Source organism: Rhodococcus sp. NPDC003383 (genome assembly GCF_053589115.1).
In genome coordinates, this window is record NZ_JBSFRG010000020.1 from 70,593 (window position 1) to 96,638 (window position 26,046).

23 protein-coding genes are annotated in these 26,046 nt (G+C 67.9%); 18 read left to right on the plus strand and 5 right to left on the minus strand.

Going from position 1 to position 26,046, the window contains the following annotated elements; translation table 11 throughout:
* Window positions 1-8: 8 nt before the first annotated feature.
* From ACWDTS_RS18090 to ACWDTS_RS18140, 11 genes are all read left to right on the plus strand, one after another.
* Complete coding sequence (locus tag ACWDTS_RS18090; RefSeq protein ID WP_197254158.1) at window positions 9-662, plus strand: cell division protein FtsQ/DivIB; 654 nt, start codon at window positions 9-11, stop codon at window positions 660-662.
* 195 nt (window positions 663-857) lie between these two features.
* Complete coding sequence (gene ftsZ, locus ACWDTS_RS18095) at window positions 858-2,045, plus strand: cell division protein FtsZ (RefSeq protein ID WP_197254136.1); 1,188 nt, start codon at window positions 858-860, stop codon at window positions 2,043-2,045.
* Entirely contained in the window at window positions 2,042-2,788 is a 747-nt protein-coding gene (gene pgeF, locus ACWDTS_RS18100; RefSeq protein WP_450118747.1) for a peptidoglycan editing factor PgeF, read from the plus strand. Before ftsZ ends, pgeF begins: the two co-directional genes overlap by 4 nt.
* The gene (locus ACWDTS_RS18105) at window positions 2,785-3,525 is read left to right on the plus strand and encodes a YggS family pyridoxal phosphate-dependent enzyme (RefSeq protein WP_450118748.1); all 741 of its coding nucleotides are present in this window, start codon (window positions 2,785-2,787) and stop codon (window positions 3,523-3,525) included. Before pgeF ends, ACWDTS_RS18105 begins: the two co-directional genes overlap by 4 nt.
* A gap of 32 nt (window positions 3,526-3,557) precedes the next feature.
* On the plus strand, window positions 3,558-4,229 hold the full coding sequence (locus tag ACWDTS_RS18110; RefSeq protein WP_197254171.1) for a cell division protein SepF: 672 nt from the start codon (window positions 3,558-3,560) through the stop codon (window positions 4,227-4,229).
* Window positions 4,230-4,340: 111 nt separating this feature from the next.
* Complete coding sequence (locus ACWDTS_RS18115; protein ID WP_072813817.1) at window positions 4,341-4,631, plus strand: YggT family protein; 291 nt, start codon at window positions 4,341-4,343, stop codon at window positions 4,629-4,631.
* Between the two features lie 255 nt (window positions 4,632-4,886).
* Window positions 4,887-5,738, plus strand: coding sequence for a DivIVA-like cell division protein Wag31 (wag31, locus tag ACWDTS_RS18120; protein WP_450118749.1), 852 nt, complete (start codon window positions 4,887-4,889; stop codon window positions 5,736-5,738).
* Between the two features lie 43 nt (window positions 5,739-5,781).
* Window positions 5,782-6,003 (plus strand): hypothetical protein, encoded by a 222-nt coding sequence (locus ACWDTS_RS18125; protein ID WP_450110314.1) that lies wholly within the window; start codon window positions 5,782-5,784, stop codon window positions 6,001-6,003.
* 263 nt (window positions 6,004-6,266) lie between these two features.
* Window positions 6,267-9,443: an isoleucine--tRNA ligase gene (ileS, locus tag ACWDTS_RS18130; RefSeq protein WP_450118750.1), complete on the plus strand. Its 3,177-nt coding sequence runs from the start codon at window positions 6,267-6,269 to the stop codon at window positions 9,441-9,443.
* An 84-nt stretch (window positions 9,444-9,527) separates the two neighbouring features.
* Complete coding sequence (locus ACWDTS_RS18135) at window positions 9,528-10,865, plus strand: DNA polymerase IV (RefSeq protein WP_450110316.1); 1,338 nt, start codon at window positions 9,528-9,530, stop codon at window positions 10,863-10,865.
* A gap of 66 nt (window positions 10,866-10,931) precedes the next feature.
* Entirely contained in the window at window positions 10,932-11,498 is a 567-nt protein-coding gene (locus ACWDTS_RS18140; RefSeq protein WP_450110317.1) for a hypothetical protein, read from the plus strand.
* Window positions 11,499-11,586: 88 nt separating this feature from the next.
* Here ACWDTS_RS18140 and ACWDTS_RS18145 read toward each other — a convergent pair whose 3' ends face one another.
* Window positions 11,587-12,537, minus strand: a complete 951-nt coding sequence (locus ACWDTS_RS18145) for a hypothetical protein (RefSeq protein WP_450110318.1) — start codon at window positions 12,535-12,537, stop codon at window positions 11,587-11,589.
* 66 nt (window positions 12,538-12,603) lie between these two features.
* On the opposite strand from ACWDTS_RS18145, the gene lspA reads away from it, so the two are divergent.
* From lspA to rarD, 6 genes are all read left to right on the plus strand, one after another.
* Window positions 12,604-13,203, plus strand: a complete 600-nt coding sequence (gene lspA / locus ACWDTS_RS18150) for a signal peptidase II (RefSeq protein WP_450110319.1) — start codon at window positions 12,604-12,606, stop codon at window positions 13,201-13,203.
* 17 nt (window positions 13,204-13,220) lie between these two features.
* The gene (locus ACWDTS_RS18155) at window positions 13,221-14,129 is read left to right on the plus strand and encodes an RluA family pseudouridine synthase (RefSeq protein WP_450110330.1); all 909 of its coding nucleotides are present in this window, start codon (window positions 13,221-13,223) and stop codon (window positions 14,127-14,129) included.
* Between the two features lie 9 nt (window positions 14,130-14,138).
* The gene (locus ACWDTS_RS18160) at window positions 14,139-14,783 is read left to right on the plus strand and encodes a hypothetical protein (protein WP_450118764.1); all 645 of its coding nucleotides are present in this window, start codon (window positions 14,139-14,141) and stop codon (window positions 14,781-14,783) included.
* 65 nt (window positions 14,784-14,848) lie between these two features.
* Window positions 14,849-15,196, plus strand: a complete 348-nt coding sequence (locus tag ACWDTS_RS18165) for a hypothetical protein (protein WP_197254180.1) — start codon at window positions 14,849-14,851, stop codon at window positions 15,194-15,196.
* A gap of 177 nt (window positions 15,197-15,373) precedes the next feature.
* Complete coding sequence (locus ACWDTS_RS18170; protein ID WP_248673644.1) at window positions 15,374-17,050, plus strand: tetratricopeptide repeat protein; 1,677 nt, start codon at window positions 15,374-15,376, stop codon at window positions 17,048-17,050.
* Window positions 17,051-17,105: 55 nt separating this feature from the next.
* Complete coding sequence (gene rarD, locus ACWDTS_RS18175) at window positions 17,106-18,032, plus strand: EamA family transporter RarD (protein ID WP_248673645.1); 927 nt, start codon at window positions 17,106-17,108, stop codon at window positions 18,030-18,032.
* A 19-nt stretch (window positions 18,033-18,051) separates the two neighbouring features.
* Here rarD and ACWDTS_RS18180 read toward each other — a convergent pair whose 3' ends face one another.
* From ACWDTS_RS18180 to ACWDTS_RS18195, 4 genes are all read right to left on the minus strand, one after another.
* A complete protein-coding gene (locus ACWDTS_RS18180) occupies window positions 18,052-18,435 on the minus strand; it encodes a hypothetical protein (RefSeq protein WP_450118751.1) in 384 nt (127 codons plus the stop codon).
* 423 nt (window positions 18,436-18,858) lie between these two features.
* A complete protein-coding gene (locus ACWDTS_RS18185) occupies window positions 18,859-19,623 on the minus strand; it encodes a hypothetical protein (protein ID WP_248673647.1) in 765 nt (254 codons plus the stop codon).
* Complete coding sequence (locus ACWDTS_RS18190) at window positions 19,620-21,821, minus strand: TPR repeat region-containing protein (RefSeq protein ID WP_450118752.1); 2,202 nt, start codon at window positions 21,819-21,821, stop codon at window positions 19,620-19,622. The genes ACWDTS_RS18185 and ACWDTS_RS18190 overlap by 4 nt, the downstream gene beginning before the upstream one ends.
* On the minus strand, window positions 21,818-22,177 hold the full coding sequence (locus ACWDTS_RS18195) for a hypothetical protein (protein WP_450118753.1): 360 nt from the start codon (window positions 22,175-22,177) through the stop codon (window positions 21,818-21,820). The genes ACWDTS_RS18190 and ACWDTS_RS18195 overlap by 4 nt, the downstream gene beginning before the upstream one ends.
* 218 nt (window positions 22,178-22,395) lie before the next feature.
* On the opposite strand from ACWDTS_RS18195, the gene dnaE reads away from it, so the two are divergent.
* On the plus strand, window positions 22,396-25,932 hold the full coding sequence (gene dnaE, locus ACWDTS_RS18200; RefSeq protein ID WP_450111421.1) for a DNA polymerase III subunit alpha: 3,537 nt from the start codon (window positions 22,396-22,398) through the stop codon (window positions 25,930-25,932).
* Window positions 25,933-26,046: the final 114 nt, after the last annotated feature.

Sequence of the window (26,046 nt, forward strand, 5' to 3'; positions counted from 1 at the left end):
CGGTCCGGCTGCGCACGGTGCTCATCGGTGTCGGCGTGGTGATCGGCGTGCTGGCGATCATCGCGGTCGCGTGGCTGTCGCCCCTGCTGTCCGTGCGCACGGTCGAGGTCGTCGGTGCCGAGACGATTCCGCGGGAGGACGTGCTCGCGCAGCTCGCCGTCGCGGAGGGAACCCCGCTGCTGCGGGTCGACACCGCCGCCGCGGCGCAACGCGTGGCGGAGTTGCCGCGTGCCGCGGAGGTGCGGGTCCAGCGGGTCTATCCGTCGACCGTGCGGGTCACCGTGACCGAACGGGTCGCCGAGGTGTACTTCGAGGCGCCCGACGGGACGCATTCGGTCGACGCCGAGGGTGTCGACTTCGCGGTGGAGCCGCCGCCGATGCAGACACCGCGACTGGTCACCGCGACCCCCGGTACCGGCGATCCGGCGACGGTGGCGGCGCTCGAGGTCCTCGGCGTGTTGCCTCCCGAACTGCGGTTCCAGGTGACGGAGGTGGCCGCGGCGTCCCCGACGGACATCTCGCTGACCCTGCTGGACGGCCGGGTCGTGGTGTGGGGTGGAACCGACCGGTCGGACCGGAAGGCGGCGGTCGTGACCCACCTGCTCACCCAGCCGGGACAGACCTACGACGTGGCCGCTCCGGACCTGCCGACGGTGCGGTGACGTGATGCGCGGAAATTCGTGGCGAGTCGTCGGCGCGTCTGCTGGCATATGGCGGTCGCAGTGCCATAGCGTTTCGCCTCAGTCCGGTTACTTGACATAACCTTCAACCTGTGGTTGAGGGTTTGCCCGGTAGCCCAACATGTACGAGACATCGATCGATCGAAGCGTGACCCGAAACCAGGAAGGCGAGAGCCCATGACGCCCCCGCACAACTACCTCGCCGTAATCAAGGTCGTCGGTATCGGCGGTGGCGGCGTGAATGCGGTCAACCGCATGATCGAGCAGGGACTCAAGGGAGTCGAGTTCATCGCCGTCAATACCGACGCGCAGGCTCTCCTGATGTCCGATGCCGACGTCAAGCTCGACGTGGGACGCGAACTGACCCGCGGTCTCGGCGCCGGCGCCGATCCCGAGGTCGGCCGCAAGGCCGCCGAGGACCACAAGGACGAGATCGAGGAGGTGCTCAAGGGCGCCGACATGGTCTTCGTCACCGCCGGTGAGGGCGGCGGCACCGGTACCGGTGGTGCACCCGTCGTCGCCAGCATCGCGCGCAAGCTCGGTGCGCTGACCGTCGGTGTCGTGACCCGGCCGTTCTCGTTCGAGGGCAAGCGCCGCGGCAGCCAGGCCGACACCGGCATCCAGACGCTGCGCGAATCGTGCGACACGCTCATCGTGATCCCCAACGACCGGCTGCTCCAGCTCGGCGACGCCGCCGTCAGCCTCATGGATGCATTCCGTTCCGCGGACGAGGTGCTGCTCAACGGTGTTCAGGGCATCACCGACCTCATCACCACCCCGGGTCTGATCAACGTCGACTTCGCGGACGTGAAGGGCGTCATGTCGGGCGCCGGCAGCGCCCTCATGGGCATCGGTTCGGCGCGAGGGGAGGGCCGGGCCATCAAGGCTGCCGAGGCCGCCATCAACTCGCCTCTGCTCGAAGCGTCCATGGAAGGCGCCCGCGGCGTGCTGCTGTCCATCGCCGGTGGCTCCGACCTCGGTCTGTTCGAGATCAACGAGGCGGCCTCGCTCGTGCAGGAAGCCGCGCACATCGACGCCAACATCATCTTCGGCACGGTGATCGACGACTCCCTCGGCGACGAGGTCCGGGTCACCGTCATCGCGGCCGGATTCGACGGTGGGACCCCGGCCCGACGTCCGGTCGAGGCACCCGCCCAGCCGGCCGCCCGTACCGGCACGATCAGCCCGGCTCGCGCGGGGGAACTCGGCCGCAGCGAGCGGGCCGAGGAAGCCGTCCGTGAGCCGGCGCCCACCGCCGGCGCCGGAGCCGTCGGCGCGCCCGGCAGCGTCCAGCCGCGTCCCGTGCCCGTCGACGACGAGGACGGCGACGACGACGTCGACGTGCCGATCTTCATGCGACGGTGACGGTGTCGCAGAGGACGCTCCGCGCACGCAGGGTCGTCACCACGCGTGCCGGCGGCGTGTCCGCACCCCCGTACGACTCGTTCAACCTGGGCGACCACGTCGGTGACGACCCGGCCGCCGTCGACGCGAACCGCCGCCGCCTCGCGTCGGTGATCGGGCTGCCGTTCGAGCGGTTCGTGTGGATGGAACAGATCCACAGCCGCAACGTCACCGTGGTGGACGGTCCGGTCGACGGCCCGGTGCCCGCCACCGACGCGCTGGTCACCCGCGAGGTCGGTCTCGCCCTCGTCACCCTCAGCGCCGACTGTGTGTCGGTGCTGCTGTCCGACGAGGAGGCCGGCGTCGTCGCCGCCGCCCACGCCGGCCGGATCGGGGCCCGCATCGGGATCGTGCCCAAGGTCGTCGAAGCGATGGTCGATCTCGGGGCGCGCCCCGAGCGGATCGGCGCGTTCCTCGGACCGGCGGCGAGCGGCCGTCACTATGAGGTTCCCGCGGCGATGCGCGACGACGTCGAAGCGCACCTGCCCGGCAGTGCCACCCGCACCGTGAAGGGCACCCCCGGCCTGGACCTGCGCGCCGGCCTGCGCCGCCAGCTGCTGTCGCTCGGCGTCGCCGCGGTCGCCGAGGACCCGCGGTGCACCATCGAGGACACGATGCTCTTCAGTCACCGGCGCTCCGCCCCCACGGGCCGGCTCGCGTCGGTGATCTGGCTCGAGGAACAGCCGTCGGAGCATTCCGAATGAGCGAAGACGGAGCCACGGACGCTCGGCGCGCCGAGCTCGCCGAGGCCCTCGCCGCGGTGCGTGCCCGCCTGGACGAGGCGGCCCGGGCGGCCGGCCGCGCGCCCGGCGACGTGGCCCTGCTGGTGGTGACCAAGTACTTCCCGGCCTCCGACGCGATCCTGCTGCACGAACTCGGATGCCGATCCTTCGGCGAATCCCGGGAACAGGAGGCCACGCCGAAGATCGCCCGGTTCCGTGAATCGGTCACCGACCCCGGCGTCGCCTGGCACATGATCGGCCGCCTGCAACGCAACAAGGCGCGCGCGGTGGCCCGGTGGGCGCACACGATCCATTCGGTCGACAGCATCCGGCTCGCCGACGCCGTCGCGGCCGGAGCGCGCGCCGCGCAGGAGTCCGGTGATCGCACCACACCGATCCGGGTATTGCTGCAGGTCAGCCTGGATGGCGACCCGCAGCGCGGCGGGGTGGTCGCGGCCGATCTGGAAGCCTTGGCGGCCGCGGTGGCCGGCGCGGACGGGCTGGAACTGGCGGGGTTGATGGGGGTGCCGCCGCTCGGCTGGGACCCCGACGCGGCGTTCGAGCAACTCGCGCGCCTGCACGAGCAGGTCCTCCGGAACCACCCGGAGGCGACCGAACTGTCGGCCGGAATGTCCGGTGATCTCGAGCAAGCGGTTCGGTGGGGTTCGACATGCGTGCGTGTCGGAACCGCGGTGTTGGGCCGACGACCGTTAGCCTGATCTTCAACCGCCGCGCGAGGGAAGGGCGATCGATGAGCACACTCCACAAGTTCAAGGCCTACTTCGGGATGGTGCCGCTCGAGGACTACGAGGACGACTACCTCGATGATCCGGCGAGCGTCCGCCGTGAACGCGACCGCGAACGTGAGTACAACGATCCGTCGTATTCCGGTGGATACGGTCCCTCGCACCGGGACGAGTACCCACAGTCGCGTCGGGACGAGCCCGTCCACGACTTCCCTCAGGACGATTTCGATCGGTACGAGGCGCCGGCCCGCCCGGCACGGGTCGAGCCGATCTCCGCGCGTGTACCGCGCGCTGCTGCTGCACCGAATCGCGCTCCCGGCCGATCCTCGCTGGCGGGGGAGTCGCGACTCGAACGCACCGAGGCGCGCCGCGGTGCCCTGTTCGACGAGGGAGGCCCGTTGTCGAAGATCACCACTCTGCGCCCGCGCGACTACAGCGAGGCCCGCACCATCGGGGAGCGGTTCCGAGACGGCACCCCGGTCATCATGGATCTCGTCGAGATGAGCAACGCCGACGCGAAGCGACTCGTCGACTTCGCGGCCGGGCTGGCGTTCGCGCTGCGCGGCTCGTTCGACAAGGTCGCCACGAAGGTGTTCCTGCTGTCGCCGGCCGACATCGACGTCTCCGCCGAGGAGCGCCGGCGCATCGCCGAGACGGGCTTCTACAGCCAGCAGTGACCGTCGGCGAGGCGGACCCCGGTCTGCGAAACGCCCGGCGCACGGTGCAGATCACCGTGCCCCGGGCGTTTCGGTTTTGATGGATCCGTCTTCGTCGGGCAGAGTGGGCGGGTGGCCGTATTCGAGGTGCTCTGGTTCCTGCTCTTCATTTTCTGGCTCCTGTTGATCGGGCGAATCATCGTCGAGTTCATCCGAACCTTCGCCCGGGACTGGAAACCGACCGGTTTCGTCGTCGTCGTACTCGAAGCGATCTTCACGGTCACGGATCCGCCCGTGAAGCTGCTCCGGCGACTGATTCCCCCGCTTTCCCTGGGGGGCGTGCGGCTCGATCTGTCGATCATGGTCCTGCTGTTCATCGTCTATTTCCTGATGGCGTTCATCCCGCGCGGCGGCATGGCCTGATGGCCGACACCCGCGTTGCACAGGCTGCGCCGACGCTGCTCTGTGCCAGAATGGAATGCCATATACAGTGGGGTCGATACGCGTGACGCATTGCAGGTATCGACAACACTGTGCTTTCGGCAGGGTCGTCGAAACCGACGGAACTGCGGATATACACACGACTGCGCATATCGACCTGATTGTCGATTTCGACACGAATGTGGATATCGCTGAACGCTGATTGACCGCTTACACGACGCGTGAAGGGACCCTTCCATGCCGCTGACACCAGCTGATGTGCACAATGTCGCGTTCAGCAAGCCTCCGATCGGGAAGCGTGGCTACAACGAGGACGAGGTCGATGCTTTCCTCGACCTCGTCGAGCAGGAGCTGACGACCCTCATCGAGGAGAACGCCGACCTGCGCCAGCGGGTGGCTGAGCTCGACCAGGAACTTGCCGAGGCGAAGAAGAGCGCGCGCTCGGGTGGGCAGGTGCCGTCCGCAGCCGCGAAACCGGAACCCGCGCGAGTCGTGGAGACTCCGAAGCCGGAACCGGCCCCGGTTCCGGCGCCCGCTCCCGCACCGGCTCCCGTGGCTGCCGTCCCGGCCGGCGACTCCAGCATGCAGGCCGCCAAGGTGATCGGTCTCGCGCAGGAGATGGCGGACCGGCTCACCAGCGACGCCAAGGCCGAGGCCGAGGAACTCGTGCGCAACGCCCGAACCAACTCCGAGCAGCTGGTGTCGGATGCGCGGACCCGCAGCGAGGCGATGATCGCCGACGCGCGCCAGAAGTCCGAGGCGATGCTCGCCGACGCCCGCACCCGCTCCGAGACCCAGCTGCGTCAGGCGAAGGAGAAGGCCGACGCGTTGCAGGCGGACGCGGAGAAGAAGCACACCGAGATCATGGCGACCATCAACCAGCAGCGTTCGGTGCTCGAGGGTCGTATCGAGCGGCTCAAGACGTTCGAGCGCGAGTACCGCGTGCGCCTGAAGTCGTACCTGGAGTCGCAGCTCGAGGAGCTCGAGCAGCGTGGTTCGGCGGTGCCGGTCGACGGTGACGAGGACACGTTCAACGGGTCGAACTCGTCGTCGTTCGGTTCCACCTCGTTCGCCAAGGGCGGCAACTGATCGAGCACCGGGCCCGGTGCCGGACGTCGGATGAGGATTCGACGTGCTCGTGGTGACTCTCGTTCTCGCGGCCATCGGATTCGGCCTGCTGGTCATCGCGCTGATGACCGGGTCGGTCGCCTGGGCCTGGGCCTGCATCGTGGTGTGTGTGGTGGGAGCGGTCCTGCTCCTGGTCAGTCTGCTGACCAGTTCGCGTACCGCTCCCGCCACGCCCGCCGATCGACGGTCGCGGCGGCGCGACAGCGGCCGTGATCGAACCGACTGACGGCACGTCCTACAATGGATGAGTCCCGGCACGTCCGGGGCGGCGACGATCCGGCCATCACCGGGGAGCCTTCGGAAGAACGGTTGGCCCGCCACCGGCGGGCAACTCAGTAGAACCGAACGGGTGGGCCCGTCACAGCCTGCACGAGTGGCCCGTCCGGTCCCGACCGGGCGGTGCAAGCGGGGTGGTACCGCGGTCGCAGCGCACAGTGCGCGGTGATCGTCCCCGTGCCGAGCACGTCCAGGCACGGAGGAGCCCCCGCAGTGACCGAGAATCCCGCAGCGACCGGCAACGCTGCACCCAGCGCAGACGCACCGACCCCGGCAGGCGGATACCCGCGCGTCGACTACGGCGTCGCGAAGGATTCGGGCGTCGATTTCCCCGATCTCGAGCAGCGCGTTCTCGCCCGCTGGGCGGAGGACGACACGTTCCGGGCATCGCTCGCGCAGCGCGAGGGTGCCGAGGAGTTCGTCTTCTACGACGGCCCGCCGTTCGCGAACGGCCTGCCGCACTACGGACACCTGCTCACCGGCTACGTCAAGGATCTGGTACCGCGCTTCCAGACGATGCGCGGCAAGAAGGTGGACCGCCGCTTCGGCTGGGACTGCCACGGCCTGCCCGCCGAGCTCGAGGCCGAGAAGCAGCTCGGAATCAAGGACAAGTCCGAGATCGACACGATGGGCCTGGCCGAGTTCAACGCGTACTGCAAGCAGTCGGTGCTGCGGTACACGGGGGAGTGGCGCGACTACGTCACCCGGCAGGCCCGCTGGGTCGACTTCGACAACGACTACAAGACCCTGGACCTGGACTTCATGGAGTCCGTCATGTGGGCCTTCAAGTCCCTGTACGACAAGGGCCTGATCTACCAGGGCTTCCGGGTGCTGCCGTACTCGTGGTACGAGCAGACGCCGCTGTCCAACCAGGAGACCCGGCTCGACGACGCCTACAAGATGCGTCAGGACCCGGCCGTCACCGTCGACATGGTGCTGCGCGCCCCCGGCACCGAACTCGACGGCGCCAACGCCCTGATCTGGACCACCACCCCGTGGACGCTGCCGTCGAACCTCGCGATCGCGGTGCACCCGGAGATCACCTACGTCGCGGTGCGGGTGGCCGGCGAGACCGAATCGAAGACCTACCTGCTGGCCAAGGACCGCGTGGGCCACTACGCCCGCGAACTGGGCGACGAACCGGAAGTGCTCGCCGAGTACACCGGCGCCGACCTGGTCGGCCTCGCCTACGAGCCGCCGTTCGACTTCTTCACCGGCCGTGACAACGCGCACCAGGTGATCGCCGCCGACTACGTCACCACCGAGTCCGGCACCGGCATCGTGCACATGGCTCCCGCCTTCGGTGAGGAGGACATGGAGTACTGCCAGCGCAACGGCATCGAGCTGGTGCAGCCGCTGGATCCGGGCGGCAAGTTCACCTCGATGGTGCCGCCGTACGAGGGCCTGCAGGTCTTCGACGCGAACCCGGTGATCATCAAGGACCTCAAGGCCGCCGGCAAGCTGCTGCGGCACGAGACCATCGAGCACTCCTACCCGCACTCGTGGCGTTCCGGCCAGCCGCTGATCTACATGGCGGTGCCGTCGTGGTTCGTCGCCGTCACCCGGTTCCGCGACCGCATGGTCGAGCTGAACCAGGAGATCACGTGGGTGCCCGAGCACATCCGTGACGGCCAGTTCGGCAAGTGGCTCGAAGGTGCCCGCGACTGGAACATCAGCCGCAACCGCTACTGGGGCAGCCCCATCCCGGTGTGGGTGTCGGACGATCCCGCCTACCCGCGCGTCGACGTGTACGGCTCGCTCGACGAGCTCGAGGCGGACTTCGGGGTGCGCCCGGACGATCTGCACCGGCCGATGATCGACCAGCTCACGCGACCCAACCCGGACGACCCGACGGGCCGTTCGACGATGCGCCGCGTGCCCGAGGTGCTCGACTGCTGGTTCGAATCCGGGTCCATGCCGTTCGCGCAGGTGCACTACCCGTTCGAGAACCAGGACTGGTTCGAGACGCACTACCCGGGCGATTTCATCGTCGAGTACAACGGGCAGACCCGCGGCTGGTTCTACACGCTGCACGTGCTCGCGACCGCGCTGTTCGACCGGCCCGCCTTCAAGTGCGTCGCCGCGCACGGCATCGTCCTCGGTGACGACGGCCTGAAGATGAGCAAGTCCAAGGGCAACTACCCGGACGTCAACGAGGTGTTCGCGCGCGACGGCTCCGACGCGATGCGCTGGTTCCTCATGTCCTCCCCGATCCTGCGCGGCGGCAACCTCGTCGTCACCGAGCAGGGCATCCGGGAGGGCGTGCGGCAGGCGCTGCTCCCGCTGTGGAACGCGTGGAGCTTCCTGCAGCTGTACGCGTCGAAGCCGGGCACGTGGCGCACCGATTCGCCGCACGTGCTCGACCGGTACATCCTCGCCAAGCTGGCCGAGACCCGCGACGTGATCACCGAGGCACTCGAGGTGGTCGACATCGCCGGTGCGTGCGACGAACTGCGCACGTTCTGCGACGCCCTGACCAACTGGTACGTGCGACGTTCCCGGAACCGGTTCTGGGACGAGGACACCGACGCGATCGACACCCTGCACACCGTCCTCGAGGTCGTCACCCGCCTCGCGGCGCCGCTGCTGCCGATGGCGTCGGAGGTGATCTGGCGTGGCCTGACCGGTGGCCGCTCGGTCCATCTCGCGGACTGGCCCGAGGCCGGCGACATCCCTGCCGACCCCGAACTCGTCGCCGCGATGGACGAGGTGCGGGCGGTGTGCTCGACCGTCCTGTCGCTGCGCAAGGCCCAGCACCTGCGGGTGCGGCTGCCGCTGCCGAAGGTCACCGTCGCCACCCCGGGTTCGGCGAGCCTCCAACCGTTCGTCGAGCTGATCGGCGACGAGGTCAACGTCAAGCACGTCGAGCTCACCGACGATGTCGAGGCGCACGGCCGCTTCGAGGTCGTCGTCAACGCGCGGGCGGCCGGTCCGCGTCTCGGCAAGGACGTGCAGAAGGTCATCAAGGCCGTGAAGTCCGGCGACTGGACCGAGACCGCCGACGGCACCGTGACCGCCGCCGGGATCGCGCTGCTGCCCGAGGAGTACACGAGCCGGCTCGTCGCCGCGGAACCCGAGTCCACCTCCGCGCTGCCCGGCGGCAGCGGTCTGGTCGTGCTCGATTCGACGGTCACCGAGGAACTCGAAGCCGAGGGCTGGGCGAAGGACCGCATCCGCGAACTGCAGGACGCGCGCCGCAACCTCGGACTCGAGGTGTCCGACCGCATCACGGTGACGTTCGAGGTGCCGGCCGACCGCGCCGAGTGGGCGGCCCGGCACAAGGACCTCATCGCAGGCGAGGTCCTCGCGACGACCTTCGAACTGGGGACCGCCGGCGACGCTGCCGTCGACCTCGGTGAGGGCGTGCGCGCGGCCATCTCCAAGGCATGACCCCCGCCTCGTGCGCGGTTTCGGTAGCACCAGCTACCGGAACCGCGCACGAGGACGGTCGGTGCCGCGAACTACCCTGAACCGGTGCCCGTCACCGTGAACCGGCGCTGGGTTCTCCACCTGGACCTCGACGCGTTCTTCGCGTCCGCCGAACAGCTGACCCGGCCGACCCTTCGTGGTCGGCCGGTACTCGTCGGTGGGCTCGGCGCGCGCGGCGTCGTCGCCGGCGCCAGCTACGAGGCCCGCGTGTTCGGGGCGCGGTCGGCGATGCCGATGAGCCGTGCCCGCCGGCTCGTCGGGCCGTCCGCGGTGGTCCTGCCCCCGCGCGGCATCGTGTACCGGAACCTCAGCGACGCGGTCTTCGAGACGCTGCGCTCCCACGTGCCGGTCCTCGAGACGCTGTCGATGGACGAGGCGTTCGCCGAGCCACCCGAACTCGCCGGCGCGAGCGTCGCCGAGGTCGAACGGTTCTGCGCGCACCTGCGCAGGACGGTGCTCGAGCGGACCGGTCTGGTGGCCTCCATCGGGGCCGGCTCGGGCAAACAGATCGCCAAGATCGGCTCCGGCCTCGCGAAACCCGACGGCATGCTCGTCGTGCGACCCGACGAGGAGCGTGCCCTCCTGCACGGCCTGCCGGTCCGCAAGCTGTGGGGGATCGGGCCGGTCGCCGAGGACAGGCTGCGGCGGCTCGGCATCGACACCATCGGCGACTTCGCGGCCCTGCCGGTAGCCGAGGCCGCGTCAATCCTCGGCACCACCGTCGGACCAGGTCTGCACCGGCTGGCCAACGGCATCGACGACCGCCCGGTCGCCGAACGCGCCGAAGCGAAACAGGTCAGTGCCGAAACAACTTTCGCGACCGACATCGTGACCATGAGCGACCTGCGACAGGCGGTCGCCGGGAGCGCGGCCGCCGCGCACAACCGGTTACGGAAGGACGGACGTGCCGCGCGCACGGTGGTGCTCAAACTGCGCAAGGCGGATATGAGTATTCTCACGCGATCCTCGACGTTGCCGTACGCCACCGAGGACCTGCCGACGCTGACCGGCGCGGCGCAACGCCTCGCCCTGGACCCCTTGGAGATCGGGCCCATCCGGCTGGTCGGCGTCGGTTTCGCGGGCCTGTCGACGATCCGGCAGGACTCGCTGTTCCCGGAACTGGACCGGTCGGTCGAGGACGACGAGGCCGACTCCGGGCCGCGACCGGTACTTCACCAGCGCGCCGAGGAACCGCGGTCACGGTGGCGTCCGGGCACAGATGTGAGCCACCCCGAGTTCGGGCACGGCTGGGTTCAGGGCGCCGGACACGGACGGGTGACGGTGCGATTCGAGACCCGCACCACGGGCCCCGGACCGGCCCGGACCCTCCCCGAGGACGATCCGGCGCTCGTCGTCGCCGACCCCCTCGCCAGCCTCGCCTGAAGAAGTCCCGGCTCTCATGGAGCTCTTATCGCCGCCGGGTACGCTGGCCCCCGATCCGCTGTCCCGGTGGAGCATCCGCTGCTGGATGACCCGAGCACGAACCCGTGCACGATCGAGAACGAGAAGGACGAGAAGTTGAAGCTTCGCAAGATCACCGTCGCCACGGTGGCACTGGCCGCCGCCCTCACGATGTCCGCCTGCAGCTCGGACGAAGGTGACAGCACGACCACGACCGCGAAGACCACCACGGCTGCGACCACCACCACGGCCGAGGCCGCCGCGTACCCGCCGGTTCCGACGGTGGAGGACCTCAACGCCATGCTCGCGCAGGCGTTCGACGAGACCGTCCCGGCCGACCAGAAGGTCGACCTGGTCGAGGGCGCCGCTGCCGACCCGACCCTGATCGATCAGGTCGCCGCCGCCGCCAAGCAGGCCGGTGCCCAGGTCACCGTCCTCGACGTCAACGACAACGAGAACGGCACCGCCACCGCCGGTATCGAGACCAAGATCGGCGACCAGGTCGCCACCGGCACCGTCGACTTCGTCGCCGAGGACGGCGTGTGGAAGCTGTCGAAGAACAGCGCGTGCGGCATCGTCGCCATGGCGTCGCTGCAGTCGCCTGCCTGCGCCTGATCTTCCGGGTACCTGCTCTTTCGAACGCAGCGAGGGCCGGAGCGGACAACCGCTCCGGCCCTCGCCGTGTTCACACCGGGGCACCCGATCAGGGTCGACCTGCCTGCCAGTGCACCCGGTCCTGCAGGGACTGTGCGAGCTTGGTGGTGCCCTCGGGATCGCTGTAGGCCTGGTCGCCGGCCAGTGTCAGTTCGCCGTCCACCGGAAGCGGTTGTGCCGGGTCGATCGTGAGGATTCCGTCCCCGGCCATCGTGAACGAATCGATGTTCAGATGTCCGGCCTCGTTGGGCAGCTCCCACGCCGAGTCCTGGGGCGTCTGCGCGATGTTCACCCGCACGGTGAACCGATCGCCGTCCCGTGCCACCAGCGTCGCCGTGCTCACCTGGTCGAGCGTGATACCGCTCATCACCTGCTGGTGGATCTCCCACACCGCACCGACACCGATCGGGACGTCGGGGAACGAGACCATCCGGTACACGGCCTGATAGAACGCCTGCTCGATCGCGGCGCGCGCGGCGTCGGGCGCGTTCGGGGCCGGACGCAGCCGCAGCGCGCTGACGGCGCCGGTCGGCCCGAGCGTGAGACCCGCCCCGGACCCGGACGCCGCCGCGAACGCCGACATCAGGGCCCCGTCGGGGGAGGTCGCGTCGCCCAGCGTCAGATCCACGACGGTGCTGGGATCTCCGTTCGACACCGCCCGCGTGACTGTCGCCGTCAGCGGCAGTGTGATCTCCGGCGACGAGAAGTCCTGGCGGGGCTGATCACCGATCTGCTGGAAGACCTGCGAGCTGGTGGTCAGGTCGATGTGCTGGACCGTGTCCAGGGCCGGTGTCACCCGGATCACGTCGCGAGGTTCGGCACCCGGGTCGAGGACCGTCGTCGTCACCGCCGACACCGGCACGGTGACCTCGGTGGACGTGGGACCGATGTCGGTCGCGGCGTCCGGGGAACTGCTGCACCCGGCGACGACGGCGGTCAAGGAGAGGACAGCAGCGAGCGCGCGGGGCCTCGGCGGAGCGAATCTGGACAGCACTGGCACGTCCCCCAGGGTAGCCACGCAGGGTGGGGTGGCCGTCGTCTCGCCAGGGTGAGGGATGATGGCACGGTGACCGACGACGCCGCCCGCGAAGATCCCAGCCACGAAACACCGGGGCCGAACGCCGCCCCCGAGCCGGCCGGACGCCGGCTGATCGCGCTGCTGGGCGTGGCCGTCGTGGTCTTCGCGCTCGACCTGATCACCAAGGTCCTCGCCGTCGCCCACATCGATCCCCGCGATCCGATCTCGATCATCGGCGACACCGTGACCCTGACGCTGGTGCGCAACCCCGGCGCAGCGTTCTCCATGGCGACCGGCATGACGTGGGTGTTGACGATCGTCGCCATCGCCGTCGTGATCGGTGTCGTCAAGATCGGCCGCACCCTGCGGTCCGGATGGTGGGCCCTGGGTCTGGGCCTCGTGCTCGGTGGTGCACTGGGTAATCTTGTCGATCGGATCTTCCGTTCACCCGGCCCTCTGCAGGGACACGTCGTGGACTTCGTGTCGGTCGGATGGTGGCCGGTGTTCAACGTCGCCGACTCGGCGATCGTGTGCGGAGCGATCCTGCTCGTGGCGCTCACCGTGTTCGGGATCGATCCGGACGGGTCGCGCGCGGGCAAAGCGAACGACGCGGACGCAGCCGAGGAAACGGAAAAGGGAGCACGCTAGTGAGAGAAACCCGGGCGATGCCCGTACCGGACGGGCTCGACGGGATGAGGGTCGACGCGGGACTGGCCAGGCTGCTCGGGCTGTCACGGACCGTGGTCGCTGCGCTCACCGAGGAAGGCGCGGTACTCGTCGACGGTACGCCCGCCGGCAAGTCGGATCGTCTGTCCGCCGGATCGTGGCTCGAGGTGCAACTGCCCGAGCCCCCGCGGCCGCTGACCATCGAGGCGCAGCCCGTGGAGGGCATGGAGATCCTGTACGCCGACGACGACATCGTCGCCGTCGACAAGCCTGTCGGGGTCGCCGCGCACGCCAGCGTCGGCTGGACCGGCCCGACCGTCATCGGCGGACTCGCCGCCGCCGGTTTCCGGATTTCCACGTCCGGTGCCCACGAGCGCCAGGGCATCGTCCACCGCCTCGACGTGGGCACCTCCGGTGTCATGGTGGTGGCCACCTCGGAACGCGCGTACACGGTGCTCAAGCGGGCTTTCAAGCAGCGCACCATCGACAAGCGGTACCACGCGCTCGTGCAGGGACACCCGGACCCGAGCAGCGGCACCATCGACGCTCCCATCGGCAGGCATCGCAGCAGTGACTGGAAGTTCGCGGTGACCGCGGACGGCAAGCCCAGCATCACGCACTACGACACCGTCGAAGCGTTCCAAGCCGCGAGCCTGCTCGACATCCACCTCGAAACCGGGCGCACCCACCAGATCCGGGTGCACTTCTCGGCGCTGCGGCACCCCTGCTGCGGCGATCTCACCTACGGCGCCGACCCGCGTCTCGCTGCCCGACTCGGACTCGAACGGCAGTGGCTCCACGCCCGGTCGCTCGGATTCGCGCACCCCACGCAGGGCCACTGGATGGAGATCACCAGCAAGTACCCCGCAGACCTCGAACATGCGCTGGCCGTGCTGCGCGATGCCTGAGTCGTCGTGATCCGTCGGGTACTTCCGTGGGTGTGCGTGGCACTGCTGGTGCTCGCCGTGCTGCTCGCGGGGGTCCTCAACCCGGTGCGGCCCGCCTCGGTGCGTTCGGACGCCCTCGGTCCGGATTCGGGTGAACTCGTCGCCGAGTATCTGAGCCGTGCCGCCGAGAGCCTCGACGACCCGACCGACGCGAGCGCCCCGCGTTGGGCGCTCGTGTCGTTCACCGAGCCGGTCGATGTCGCTGCCGTCGCGGAGCTCGGCGCCGGCATGCGGGTCGCGCAGGTGCTGTTCCGGGTCCCCATCGACCGGGTGCAGACCCCGTTGGTGACGGTCGCGGTGCCGCAGCATCCGGAAGCACTGCGCCGCGCACCGTCCGTCGCGGCTTCACGGTTGCAGATCCCGGCGAGCGGGAACGATCGTGCCGCGCGGGTCGCGGCGGTGTCGGCCGAGCGGCTCGCCGCCGGCTGCGCGTGCGTCGTCGGGATGGTCGTGTGGGCGGCCCCGGAGGACCTGCAGGCGCTCACCGACGACGCCCGCGTGCGGGCTGTGGAGGCGTTGCCGGCCGACGCGGTCGCGGGACGGTTCGCGGTGTCTCCGCTGCTGCCCGAGCAGGTGGAGGTCGTGGCACCGGGGCCCGACGACGGCGAACCCTGAGACACGGCACACTGGAGAGAGGTCCCGCCACGCCGGCGGGCTCGTCTCCGCCGAGGAGGTCCGTGATGGACAACGACCGGCCGTTCGGATTCGACCCCGACGACATCGACCGCGTGATGCGGGAAGCGGGTGAGCAGTTCCGGCAGTTGCAGGAGCAGTTCGTCAGGTTCCTCGGGCAATCGAGCGGCTCGGGGCCCCGTCGTGCCCCGGAACCCGAAACGACCGGCAGCGCGGGTGACGGCGTGTGGGCGGTCTACTCGGTCGACGCCGAGGGTTTCGCCCGGGTCGAGCAGGTGTATCGCACCGAACTCGACGCGCTGCGCGCCCACAAGAACAACACGGATCCGAGCCGGTGCGTTCGCTTCCTGCCCTACGGCGTGAGCGTCGGCGTGCTCGACGAGACCGACGACTGATTTTCTCGGTGTGCACTTGTGGCGGTTGGAGCCGCCAAATGTGCACACCAGGCGCGCAGCGCCCAGCCGCCGAGACAGAAGGCAGCCGCGCGCGACCGGCGCCGCGCGGCTGTCAGCCGCGACGGCGGGAACGCTGGCAGGTGGTCCAGGCTGCTCAGGGGCTCTACCCTCGGCCCCATGACAACAGACGACTTCGGGGCCTCGACATCGGATCTCGCAGAGAGCCTCGGTGTTCCCGAGGATGCGGTGCTCGCCGCGACCGGATTCGTGACACTCGTCGGTGGCTGCAGCGGCGACCCAGAAGCCGGCGACAGATTCGCCGAGACGTTCTCCCTGTACGGTCCGGACCTGTTCCTCGATCTCGCCGACCCTGCTGTCGTCACCGCCGTCTATGACCGCGTGCTCGAGTTCCAGGCCTTCGACACCGAGCCGATCGGCCGTGCAGCGGATTGGCTGATCGAGCACGGTCCGCGGCAGGTCGCTGCCGCTGCACACTGGATCGCCGGGGCCGCCGCAGGCTCCGGGCACATCGAGGACGCGGAGGGACACTACCTCCGTTCCCTCGCGGCCGACAGCGACTTCGGACCGGCGCTGCTGTACCTGGCACAATACGAATCCGACCGTGGCAACGCCGAACGGGCGTTGGCTCTGTACGGGCGGTTGGAGGATGGACGCGAACATCCGATGTATCAGCTGCTGTCCGGCTACCGCGCGAACAGGGACTACAGCCTGGCGGAGCGTGCCCGCTGGCTGTACGCGAAGATCGGCCAGTTTGTGGAGCTGTCGCACTGGCGTATCCGGGCCGTGGAGTTGGCGTTGGTGCGCGCGTCCTACCTGCCGGGCGGTCACGAGAACCCGTCACTCGGCCTCGACGACTTCGTCTGGGATGTCGCACTTTTCGAAACCGGAGCGTTCGCCGAATTTCTGAGGACCCGGGGGAGACTGCTGCCCGACGACGAACAGCTGCTCGCGCAGCAGTGGCTGCTCATCGGCAGATCCCTGTTCGAGGTCGACGCTGTCCGGCCAGGATCGGGTATCACGATGCGAGATCTGCGCACCGGTGATCGCATCGACGTCACCGAGAGGACCGCCAGCCGGCAGGTGAAGCCAGGGGAGCTGTATTGCACGCGGATCGTGCCCGTCGGCGACGGCCTCTGGAACATCTTCGGAGGCGCCGAAGCGGTCGCCCTTCCACAACGCGGACCGCTGATGGCGTTGCTCGACGATGACGAGACAGACCCGGAAGAACTCGTATCGTGCCTCAGCGCCCGTTTCGCGCCGCCTCGACTCGTGACGGCCGGCGGAGAACCGATGGTCTTCTGCACCGCCGAGTTCACGGTGCCTTCCTCGACGACCCTTCGGCGCAAGCTCAGCCGTCGCTTCGGTGCCGCTAGCGGCGACGAGTGGGCGTGGATCGACGGCGAGCGCGTACTCGGTGTGGTGCGCCTGGACCGCACGGGAGAGCCGTGGACGCTGACCGTCGAGGCGATGAGCGAATTCGACTTCGACGACATGATCGAACTGGTCGTCGCAGCGGCGCCGAACGCACGCGAGGTCACCGAGTCACGAACCCCGGCTGCGGAGATGTTGGCGCAGGCGCAGCAGTCCGCGTCGGAGGTTCCCGGCGACCTCGACGACGAGGAGCTCGCGGCCATGCTCAACGAGCGGATCCGCGAATACGAGCAGGCGTGGCTCGACGAACAGATCCCCGCGCTCGACGGGCTGACCCCGCGGCAGGCCGCCGCGGACCCGACGCGCCGCGACGACCTGATCCACCTGCTCGGCACGCTTCCCGCCGAGGAACGACCTGGTGCCATGAGCGCGCGGCGGCTTCGCGAAGCCCTCGGTCTCTGAGGCGGTACCTGTCGCGTAGTCGGCCGGTACCGTCGCGGAGGAATAGGGTTGGCGGGTGACCGCCGTCGACCGTAGTACCAACAACGTCGGAGTCCTGTGCGGGATCGGCGCCTACCTGGCCTGGGGTATGTTCCCTGCGTTCTTCGGGCTTCTGGCGCCGGCCGGCGCGGTCGAGATCCTCGCCCACCGGGTGTTGTGGACGCTGCTGCTCATGCTGTTGTTGCTCGCGGTACTGGGCAAGCTCGGCACCTTGCGCGGACTGGGTCTTCGAACGTGGGCGCTGGTCGCGGCCGCGTCGGCGGCGATCGCCGTGAACTGGGGAACCTACATCTACGGCGTGACGTCCGGCCGCGTCGTGGAAACCGCGCTCGGATACTTCATCAACCCACTCGTCAGTGTGCTGTTCGGCGTGCTGTTCTTCCGGGAACGGTTGTACCGAGCGCAGATCGCGGCGTTGCTGCTTGCCACGATCGCGGTCGTCGTCATCACCGTCGACTACGGGCGCCCGCCGATCATCGCGCTTACGTTGGCGCTGTCGTTCGCGTTGTACGGCGTGATCAAGAAGATCGTGCCCCTCGACCCGCGCACTTCTCTCACCGGGGAGGGAGTGGTCGCGGTACCGTTCGCGCTCGGCTATCTGGTGTTCCTCACGGCGACAGGCACCGGCACATTCCTGACGGAGGGCCCTGGCCACGCGTTTCTGCTCGTCTCGGCCGGTCTCGTCACCGCAGTTCCGTTGCTGTTGTTCGGGGCGGCGGCGCAGCGGGTGCCGCTCGCGACATTAGGAATGCTGCAGTACCTGACGCCGAGCCTGCAAATGGCTTGGGGTGTGCTGGTTCTGCACGAGGCCATGCCCCCGTCGCGATGGATCGGGTTCTCGCTGATCTGGGTGGCGCTCGTCATCTACAGCGCGGATGCGCTGAGGCGGGCTCGTCGCGCGCCGCGCCGCGTGATCGTCGACGACGTAGACGTCGAGCGTTGACCGTCGGGGTTGGGCGCGGTCAGTGCGTCGGATCCGGCCATCCCGGATAGGGCGGCAGGGTGGGGTACGGGGCTGTGAACATTTCGTTGTTCCGTTGAGGTCTGGTTTCGGGCGGGTCGGGAAACTTCGGCGCGCAGGCGAGGTTGTCGTCGAAGCTTCCTGTCGAGAAGGCGTGTCGCGTGATAGTCCAATCGCCGAACATGTCCTCCTGGGGCGCACGTGCGGGACCTTCGGTAATGCGTACTTGTTCGGGGTCTTCTTCGGATGGGGAGGACAGGTCGATGACGAACAGGCTCGGGATTCTCCAGCCGTGATTGGAATACGTTCCGTCTGGAACTTCGGTCATGAGCGAATAGTTCCCCTGGCAGACAATTGCCCTTGCGCCCGTGTCGGTTTCCTCCATCGAAAGAATGTGGGCGTAGAAGGTGCCGACCACAGGAAACGGGTTGAAATTCGACCGGTCGTTGATGTCTCGCCTGGGAGGGTCGTACGAGAGGTTTCGGGTGGCGTCCTCATATCCGGGGTAGCCGGCAGCTGTGGAGTGAGCGAAGCTGGCGATGTAGTAGGACTCCAGGTAGGCACGTACGGTGGTTTCGGGTGAGCCGAAGAGGTCGATGCCGGGTTCGGCGCTCCAACGGTAGTTGTATTGGACGAGATCGGGAAGTGTGTACGGCGCAGGCGCTTCGGGTGGCGCGATCGCCGTGATTCACGGTGCATCCCGAGATGGTGAGTGTAGCGGCGACAAGCGCGATCACGCGTTTGCGAATCGGTCCTGGTGATGACTCTGCGGCAGCAACTAGTCGTATCGCCGACGTCTGATCGCTCGTCACTGGGAACTCGACCATCCGGGGTAGGGCGGCAGGGTCGGGTAAGGGACTGTGAATGTTTCGTTGATACGTTCGGGTCTTGTTTCGGGTGGGTCGGGAAACTTGTGCTGGCAGGCGAGGTTGTCGTCGAAGTTTCCCGTCGAGAAGGCGTGTCGCGTGACGGTCCAACCGCCGAACACGTCGTTTTGGGGTGTGCGTTCCGGGCCCTCCGCGTAGCGCGCTGTGTCTGTGATCCCGGTAGATCCTGGCGTGAACTCGATTTGCATTGCGGTCGGTATCCGCACCCCGCGATTGGTGTATGTGCCGTCGCGACGTAGGTCCATCAGGGAATAGTCACCTTCGCAGACAACTGCCTGCATACCGAAGGCGTTCCGTTCGATCGACAGCAGATGTGCATGAAAGGTGCCGACGATGGGAAGTGGGTTGTAATTGGTTCGGTCGTTGATCGCTCGATGACGTGGGGGGTCGTATGCGACGTCCTCTGTGGCGTTCTCGAACCCGGGATAACCCGCCGCGGTTGAGTGCGCGAAACTCGCAATGTAGTAGGACTCGAAATAGGCGCGAACGACCGTTGCGTCAGGGCCGAGCAGGTTGATACCGGACTCCGCGCTCCAGCGATAGTTGTACTGAACCACATCCGGGAGTTGGTAGCGCGCAGATATTTCGGACTCCGATGTATCTTGGCCGGTGCTGCAGCCGGATACGTGGAACGCCGCGGCAGCTGCAACACACGCGATACTGAGTCGGGTTGCGATTCGGGTCATCGATCCACATCCTGCCGAGCATTTTCGAATGCGGAGAAGAAGGCCTCCAGAGGGAGGTCGGCGGCCGTCAGGGCGTCATGCGTTCTCGTGCTGAAGTGGGTCAATTCGGTGTCTGGGCGTTCGCCTTCGATCTCGGTCAACGTTTGCAGCCGACCGTCCTCGGTTGTGTACTCGGTCCACGCCGAGTCTGCGGGAAGGCGCCCACCATTGGCGGCTTGCACGCCGAGCGCCATGTTGTAGTAGGAGGCCGTACGCGATGTGTCAGTCGAAGCATTCGCCGTCATCGATTCGATCCGGTCGGCCGTGCTCAAGTACGCCTCGCGCACGGATGGAGATGCGACGTCGATGCCTGTCGCCAGGAACGGACCCGCCACCGGAACGAACGAAGCCGACCCGTACAGGGCCGCTTTCGCGCTGTCGAACACCAAGCCTCTCCTGTCCAGTGCATCCTCGGCGTCGTTTCGCCGGTTCTCCAGTTCGAGGTCGAGCCCGGCTTCGACCAGGCCAGCCAACCGTCCCGCCCACACTCCGTAGTGGATTCGCGAATCGGTGTTCGTTGCACCGGATGTCGCCCACACCTGCTCCAGCGACGCGACCGACGTCGATGCCTGTGCTGTCAGGTGCCCGGCCGCGTCGACGTCGCTCGACAGCACTGCGTAGAGCAGTGGCGCGTTCCGGAAGCCGAGTGCCCCGTATCCGTGTGTTCCGGTCTCCTCACCGGGAACGCCGACCATGTCGGCCAGATAGGGTGCCACGGCCCGTGCGAGGCCTTGGGTCACAGCGGGATTCAGCTCACCGATCGATTTTCCGTCGGTCCCGGGAACGTCGAGCAGTTCCGCATGGTGGCCGGACAGCAATTGCGAAAGGCCGAAAGCAGTTTCGCCTGCACGCGTGGCGCGTTCCATCGCCCAGGGGTCGTCACCGGTCGCTGTTGCATCGTCCGCAATCCACTCGAACATCCTCGCCACCGCGGGCTCGCCGGAGTCCGACCAATCATGTTGCAGGAGAGGAAGTATCCGATCTTCGCGGCTGTCCGGATCGACCACCATCTCGTGTACGCTCTCCTGGTCACGCCCACCGGCGGCGACCAGATGCTCGAGGAGGCCGTCGAACGTCGTCGATCCGGCGTCCCGCAGTTCGATGGCGCTTCGGGGCCCCGGATCGAGTGCAGCCAACTCACCGACCTGCTCGAGCAGTGCGCGATTGATCGGATTGTCCTGCTGCAACGCCGCGTCACCGACCCCGTACGACTGCGCGAACCGGTCGAGCAGACCCGAGTCCGGAACGGCGGTGAGAAACACCGGGGGATTGCCTACCACGACGCCGGTCGTGGCCGGCTTGTCGAAGAATTCCGCCACCCCTGCCGGCATACCTCCGGAGCCGGTCTCGGGTCCGGAGGCGAGCGCCAAACCGTTCGCCAGGAGCCGCTGCCCTTCCGCGGACCCTTCCATGCTCACCTGCTCGGACAGTTTCACGAATCCGTCGACCCCGAGCGTGCCGTACAACTCCCGCACATAGTCGAGCGTTGCCTGGGACATCACGATGTGTTCCCCACGCGCCAGGGCTTCGAGCTGTTCGGCGGTGGGTTGGATTCCGCGCAGGTCACGCAGCAGATTGTCGATGTCGGCGGCGGTCAAGTGCTCGCCGCCGGTGATCTTCACCGCGAGTTCGCGGGCTTCGAGGCCGGACGTTCCGAGCTGTTCGGGGACGAGTGCGCGCAGGGCATCGAGGGCGTTCCGGACCGCTCGGGCAGCCTCGGCGTCGGCGTCGGTCAGGGCGGTCACCGCTTGGCCGACCCGCCAGCGCCAGTAGTCGACCTCCTGAGGATCCTCGACGGACCCTGCCGCGACCTGCCAGTCGTCGCCGACGGAGGCGCCGGCAGCGTGGGCTGCGGCGACCGTGTCGAGCAGGTGGGTCCTCGCCGTGCCGATGCTGCCCAGCGCGGAGCGATACGCGGCGCCGACGCTCTCCACGCTTTCGGCGCACCGGAGCATCCGGCGGCTTTCGAACTCGGCGCGTTCCTCCGCGGCAGCCTGAGCATCGCTGACCCAGCAGTCGTGGTCGCGCATCAGCGACACATCGCGATGGACCGAGCGGGCGATGGCGGCGAGCCTTCGCTGTGCTCCGTCGATCGCGTCCGCGGTTCCGCCCAGGTGCTGTGGTTGCCACCTCGCCACGGACGTCTGCGTCGGCGTCACGCGACCTCCCCGGCATTGCGGATGAGGGACGCGAACTCGTCCTCGGCGATCGCGTAGCCCTGCGCACCGCCCCCGGCGATGTAGGCCATCTGGTCGATCGGCCCGGCGAGCACGTCGAAGGCCCCCGCCAGCACAGCGACCGCCTCCGCCGAGACCGCGGCGAGCTGCGACCCCTCCAGCGAATGCGGCAGCTGCTCGAGGTCGTACCACGGCCCGGTCCGGTGGGAGTTTCCCGCGCGCCGGACCTCGTCCGCGTGGTTCATGAGGGTGGTGGCGAGCGTGGCGAGCATCTCCGGATCGACCTTCACCGCGACCGCCCGCCCCGGCCCGGAGCACAGCCCGGAGAACGCACGCACGCCGAACAGAACAAGATCACCATCGCCCCCCTGTGGTGTCGGGTTCACCCCGATCGCAGGGTCCCCCGACCCCGACGCAGAGGGCAGCTTACACACGGGTGTGTGACGGTCACCATGCCGGGAACGAAGACCCGCAGGAGGCGCGGTGTGGCTGACCGAACACGTCGCCGTGGAGGCCTACACTCATCGGTGCCCACTGACTTCCGGGAGTGACACGCGTGGCTGACTCGTTCGTTCATCTGCACAACCACACCGAGTACTCGATGCTCGACGGTGCCGCGAAGGTCGGGCCCCTGTTCAAGGAGGCCGAGCGGCTCGGGATGACGGCGGTCGGCATGACCGACCACGGAAACATGTACGGCGCGAGCGAGTTCTACAACGCCGCGAAGAAGTTCGGGATCAAGCCGATCATCGGCATCGAGGCGTACATCGCCCCGGAGTCCCGGTTCAACACCAAGCGTGTGCTGTGGGGCGATCCCAGCCAGAAATCCGACGACGTGTCCGGCTCGGGTTCCTACACCCACATGACGATGGTCGCGGAGAACGCGACGGGCCTGCGGAACCTGTTCAAGCTGTCCTCCCTCGCCTCCATCGAGGGTCAGCTCGGCAAGTGGGCCCGCATGGACGAGGAACTCATCGCCGCGCACGCCGAGGGCATCATCGCCACGACGGGCTGCCCGTCCGGTGAGATCCAGACCAGGCTGCGTCTCGGTCACGACCGCGAGGCGCTCGAGGCCGCCGCGAAGTGGCAGGAGATCTGGGGCAAGGACAACTTCTTCCTCGAACTGATGGATCACGGCCTGTCCATCGAGCGACGCGTCCGCGAGGGCCTGCTCGAGATCGGGCGCAAGCTGGGTATCCCTCCGCTCGCGACGAACGACTGCCACTACGTCACGAAGGACGCCGCCGAGAACCACGAGGCGCTGCTGTGCATCCAGACCGGTAAGACGCTCTCGGATCCGACCCGCTTCAAGTTCGACGGTGACGGCTACTACCTCAAGTCTGCCGAGGAGATGCGTGCCATCTGGGACTCGGAGGTTCCCGGCGCGTGCGACAACTCGGTGCTCATCGGCGAACGCGTACAGTCCTACGACGAGGTGTGGAAGCACCGCGATCGCATGCCGATCTTCCCGGTGCCCGAGGGGCACACCCAGGAGAGCTTCCTGCGGCACGAGGTCATGCGCGGCCTGGACCGGCGGTTCCCGGGCGGTCCGCCGGAGGAATACCTCGCCCGCGCCGACTACGAGATCGGCGTCATCAACCAGATGGGATTCCCCGCCTACTTCCTCGTGGTCGGCGACCTCATCAACCATGCCCGTGAGGTCGGAATCCGGGTCGGCCCGGGCCGTGGTTCGGCCGCCGGTTCTCTTGTCGCCTACGCGATGGGCATCACGAACATCGACCCGATCCCGCACGGTCTGCTGTTCGAGCGGTTCCTCAACCCCGAACGTGTCTCCATGCCCGATATCGATATCGACTTCGACGATCGTCGCCGCGGCGAGATGGTGCGCTACGCGTCGGAGAAGTGGGGCAACGACAAGGTCGCCCAGGTCATCACGTTCGGCACCATCAAGACCAAGGCCGCCATCAAGGACTCGGCGCGCGTGCAGTTCGGTCAGCCCGGCTTCGCGATCGCCGACCAGATCACCAAGGCGCTGCCGCCGCCGATCATGGCGAAGGACATCCCGGTCTCCGGCATCACCGACCCCAATCACGAGCGGTACAAGGAGGCCGCCGAGGTTCGCGCGCTGATCGACTCGAACCCGGACGTGAAGAAGATCTACGAGACCGCGCTCGGCCTCGAGGGGCTGATCCGCAACGCCGGCGTGCACGCCTGCGCGGTCATCATGTCGTCCGAGCCGCTGATGGATGCGATCCCGGTGTGGAAACGCGCCCAGGACGGCGCGATCATCACCGGCTGGGACTACCCGTCGTGCGAGGCCATCGGCCTGCTGAAGATGGACTTCCTGGGCCTGCGCAACCTCACGGTGATCGGCGACGCGATCGAGCTGATCAAGGAGAACCGCGGGATCGACATCGACCTCGACACCCTCCCGCTCGAGGACGAACCGACCTACGAACTGCTTGCGCGCGGCGACACGCTAGGCGTGTTCCAGCTCGACGGCAGTGCCATGCGTGACCTGCTGCGACGCATGCAGCCGACCGGCTTCGACGACATCGTCGCCGTCCTCGCGCTGTACCGGCCGGGTCCGATGGGCATGAACGCCCACAACGACTACGCGGACCGCAAGAACAATCGGCAAGAGGTCAAGCCGATCCATCCGGAACTCGAGGAACCGCTGCGCGACATCCTGAAGGACACGTTCGGTCTGATCGTGTACCAGGAGCAGATCATGCAGATCGCGCAGAAGGTCGCCGGGTACAGCCTCGGGCAGGCCGACCTGCTGCGTCGCGCGATGGGTAAGAAGAAGAAGGAGATCCTCGACGAGGCCTACGACGGCTTCGCCGAAGGCATGCGGAACAACGGCTTCTCGCAGCCGGCGATCACTGCGCTGTGGGACACCGTTCTGCCCTTCGCCGGCTACGCGTTCAACAAGTCGCACGCCGCCGGCTACGGTCTCGTGTCCTTCTGGACCGCCTACCTCAAGGCCAACTACCCGGCCGAGTACATGGCCGCGTTGCTCACCTCGGTCGGTGACGACAAGGACAAGGCCGCGCTGTACCTGGCGGATTGCCGCAAGATGGGCATCACCGTGCTGCCGCCGGATGTCAACGCCTCGCGCGTCGACTTCGCCGCGGTCGGCGAGGACATCCGATTCGGTATGGGCGCGGTGCGTAACGTCGGTGCGAACGTCGTCGCGTCGATCATCAAGGCCCGGGAGGAGAAGGGTGCGTTCACCGACTTCTCCGACTATCTCGGCAAGATCGACACCCTGGCCTGTTCGAAGAAGGTCACCGAATCGCTCATCAAGGCAGGTGCCTTCGACTCGCTCGGGCATCCCCGCAAGGGCTTGATGCTCGTCCACGCCGATGCGATCGACGCGGTGATGAGCACCAAGAAGGCCGAGGCCATCGGCCAGTTCGACCTGTTCGGTGGCGCCGACGCCGACGAGTCGGTGACTTCGGTGTTCAACGTGAAGATCCCCGACGAGGAGTGGGACACCAAGCACCGGCTCGCGCTGGAACGGGAGATGCTCGGCCTGTACGTCTCGGGGCACCCCCTCAACGGCATCGAGCACGTGCTCGCCGCGCAGGCGGACACCCAGATCCCGGCCATTCTCGAAGGCGACATCAAGGACGGCACCCAGGTCACCGTGGGCGGCATTCTCGCCTCGGTGAACCGGCGCATCAACAAGAACGGTCTGGCCTGGGCGTCCGCGCAGATCGAGGATCTGTCCGGTGGCATCGAGGTGCTGTTCTTCCCGCAGTCCTACTCGGTCTACGGGATGGACGTCGTCGAGGACTCCGTGGTCCTGGTCAAGGCGCGCGTATCGATCCGCGACGACCGGATCTCCCTGATCGCCAACGACCTTGCGGTACCGGATCTTTCGCAGATCGGTGTCGCCAAGCCGCTGTCGGTGTCGATGCCGACGCGGCTGTGCACACCGGACAAGGTGGGGGCACTCAAGAACGTCCTGACCCGCCATCCGGGCACCTCGGACGTCCATGTGCGGCTGATCTCCGGCAGCAAGGTCACCTTGCTCAAGGTCGACGACAGCCTGCGGGTGGAACCGTCGTCGGCGTTGATGGGCGATCTCAAGGCGCTGCTCGGCCCGGGCTGCCTGGCTACTTAACCCGCACGCGCGGTAGCGCCCGGAAACTCGAGTAGGGCGCTACTCGCGCGCTCCGGCGAGCGCCGGGCCAGCATCGAATGCGTACTCACTCGGGCATTCGATGCGAGGCGAAGA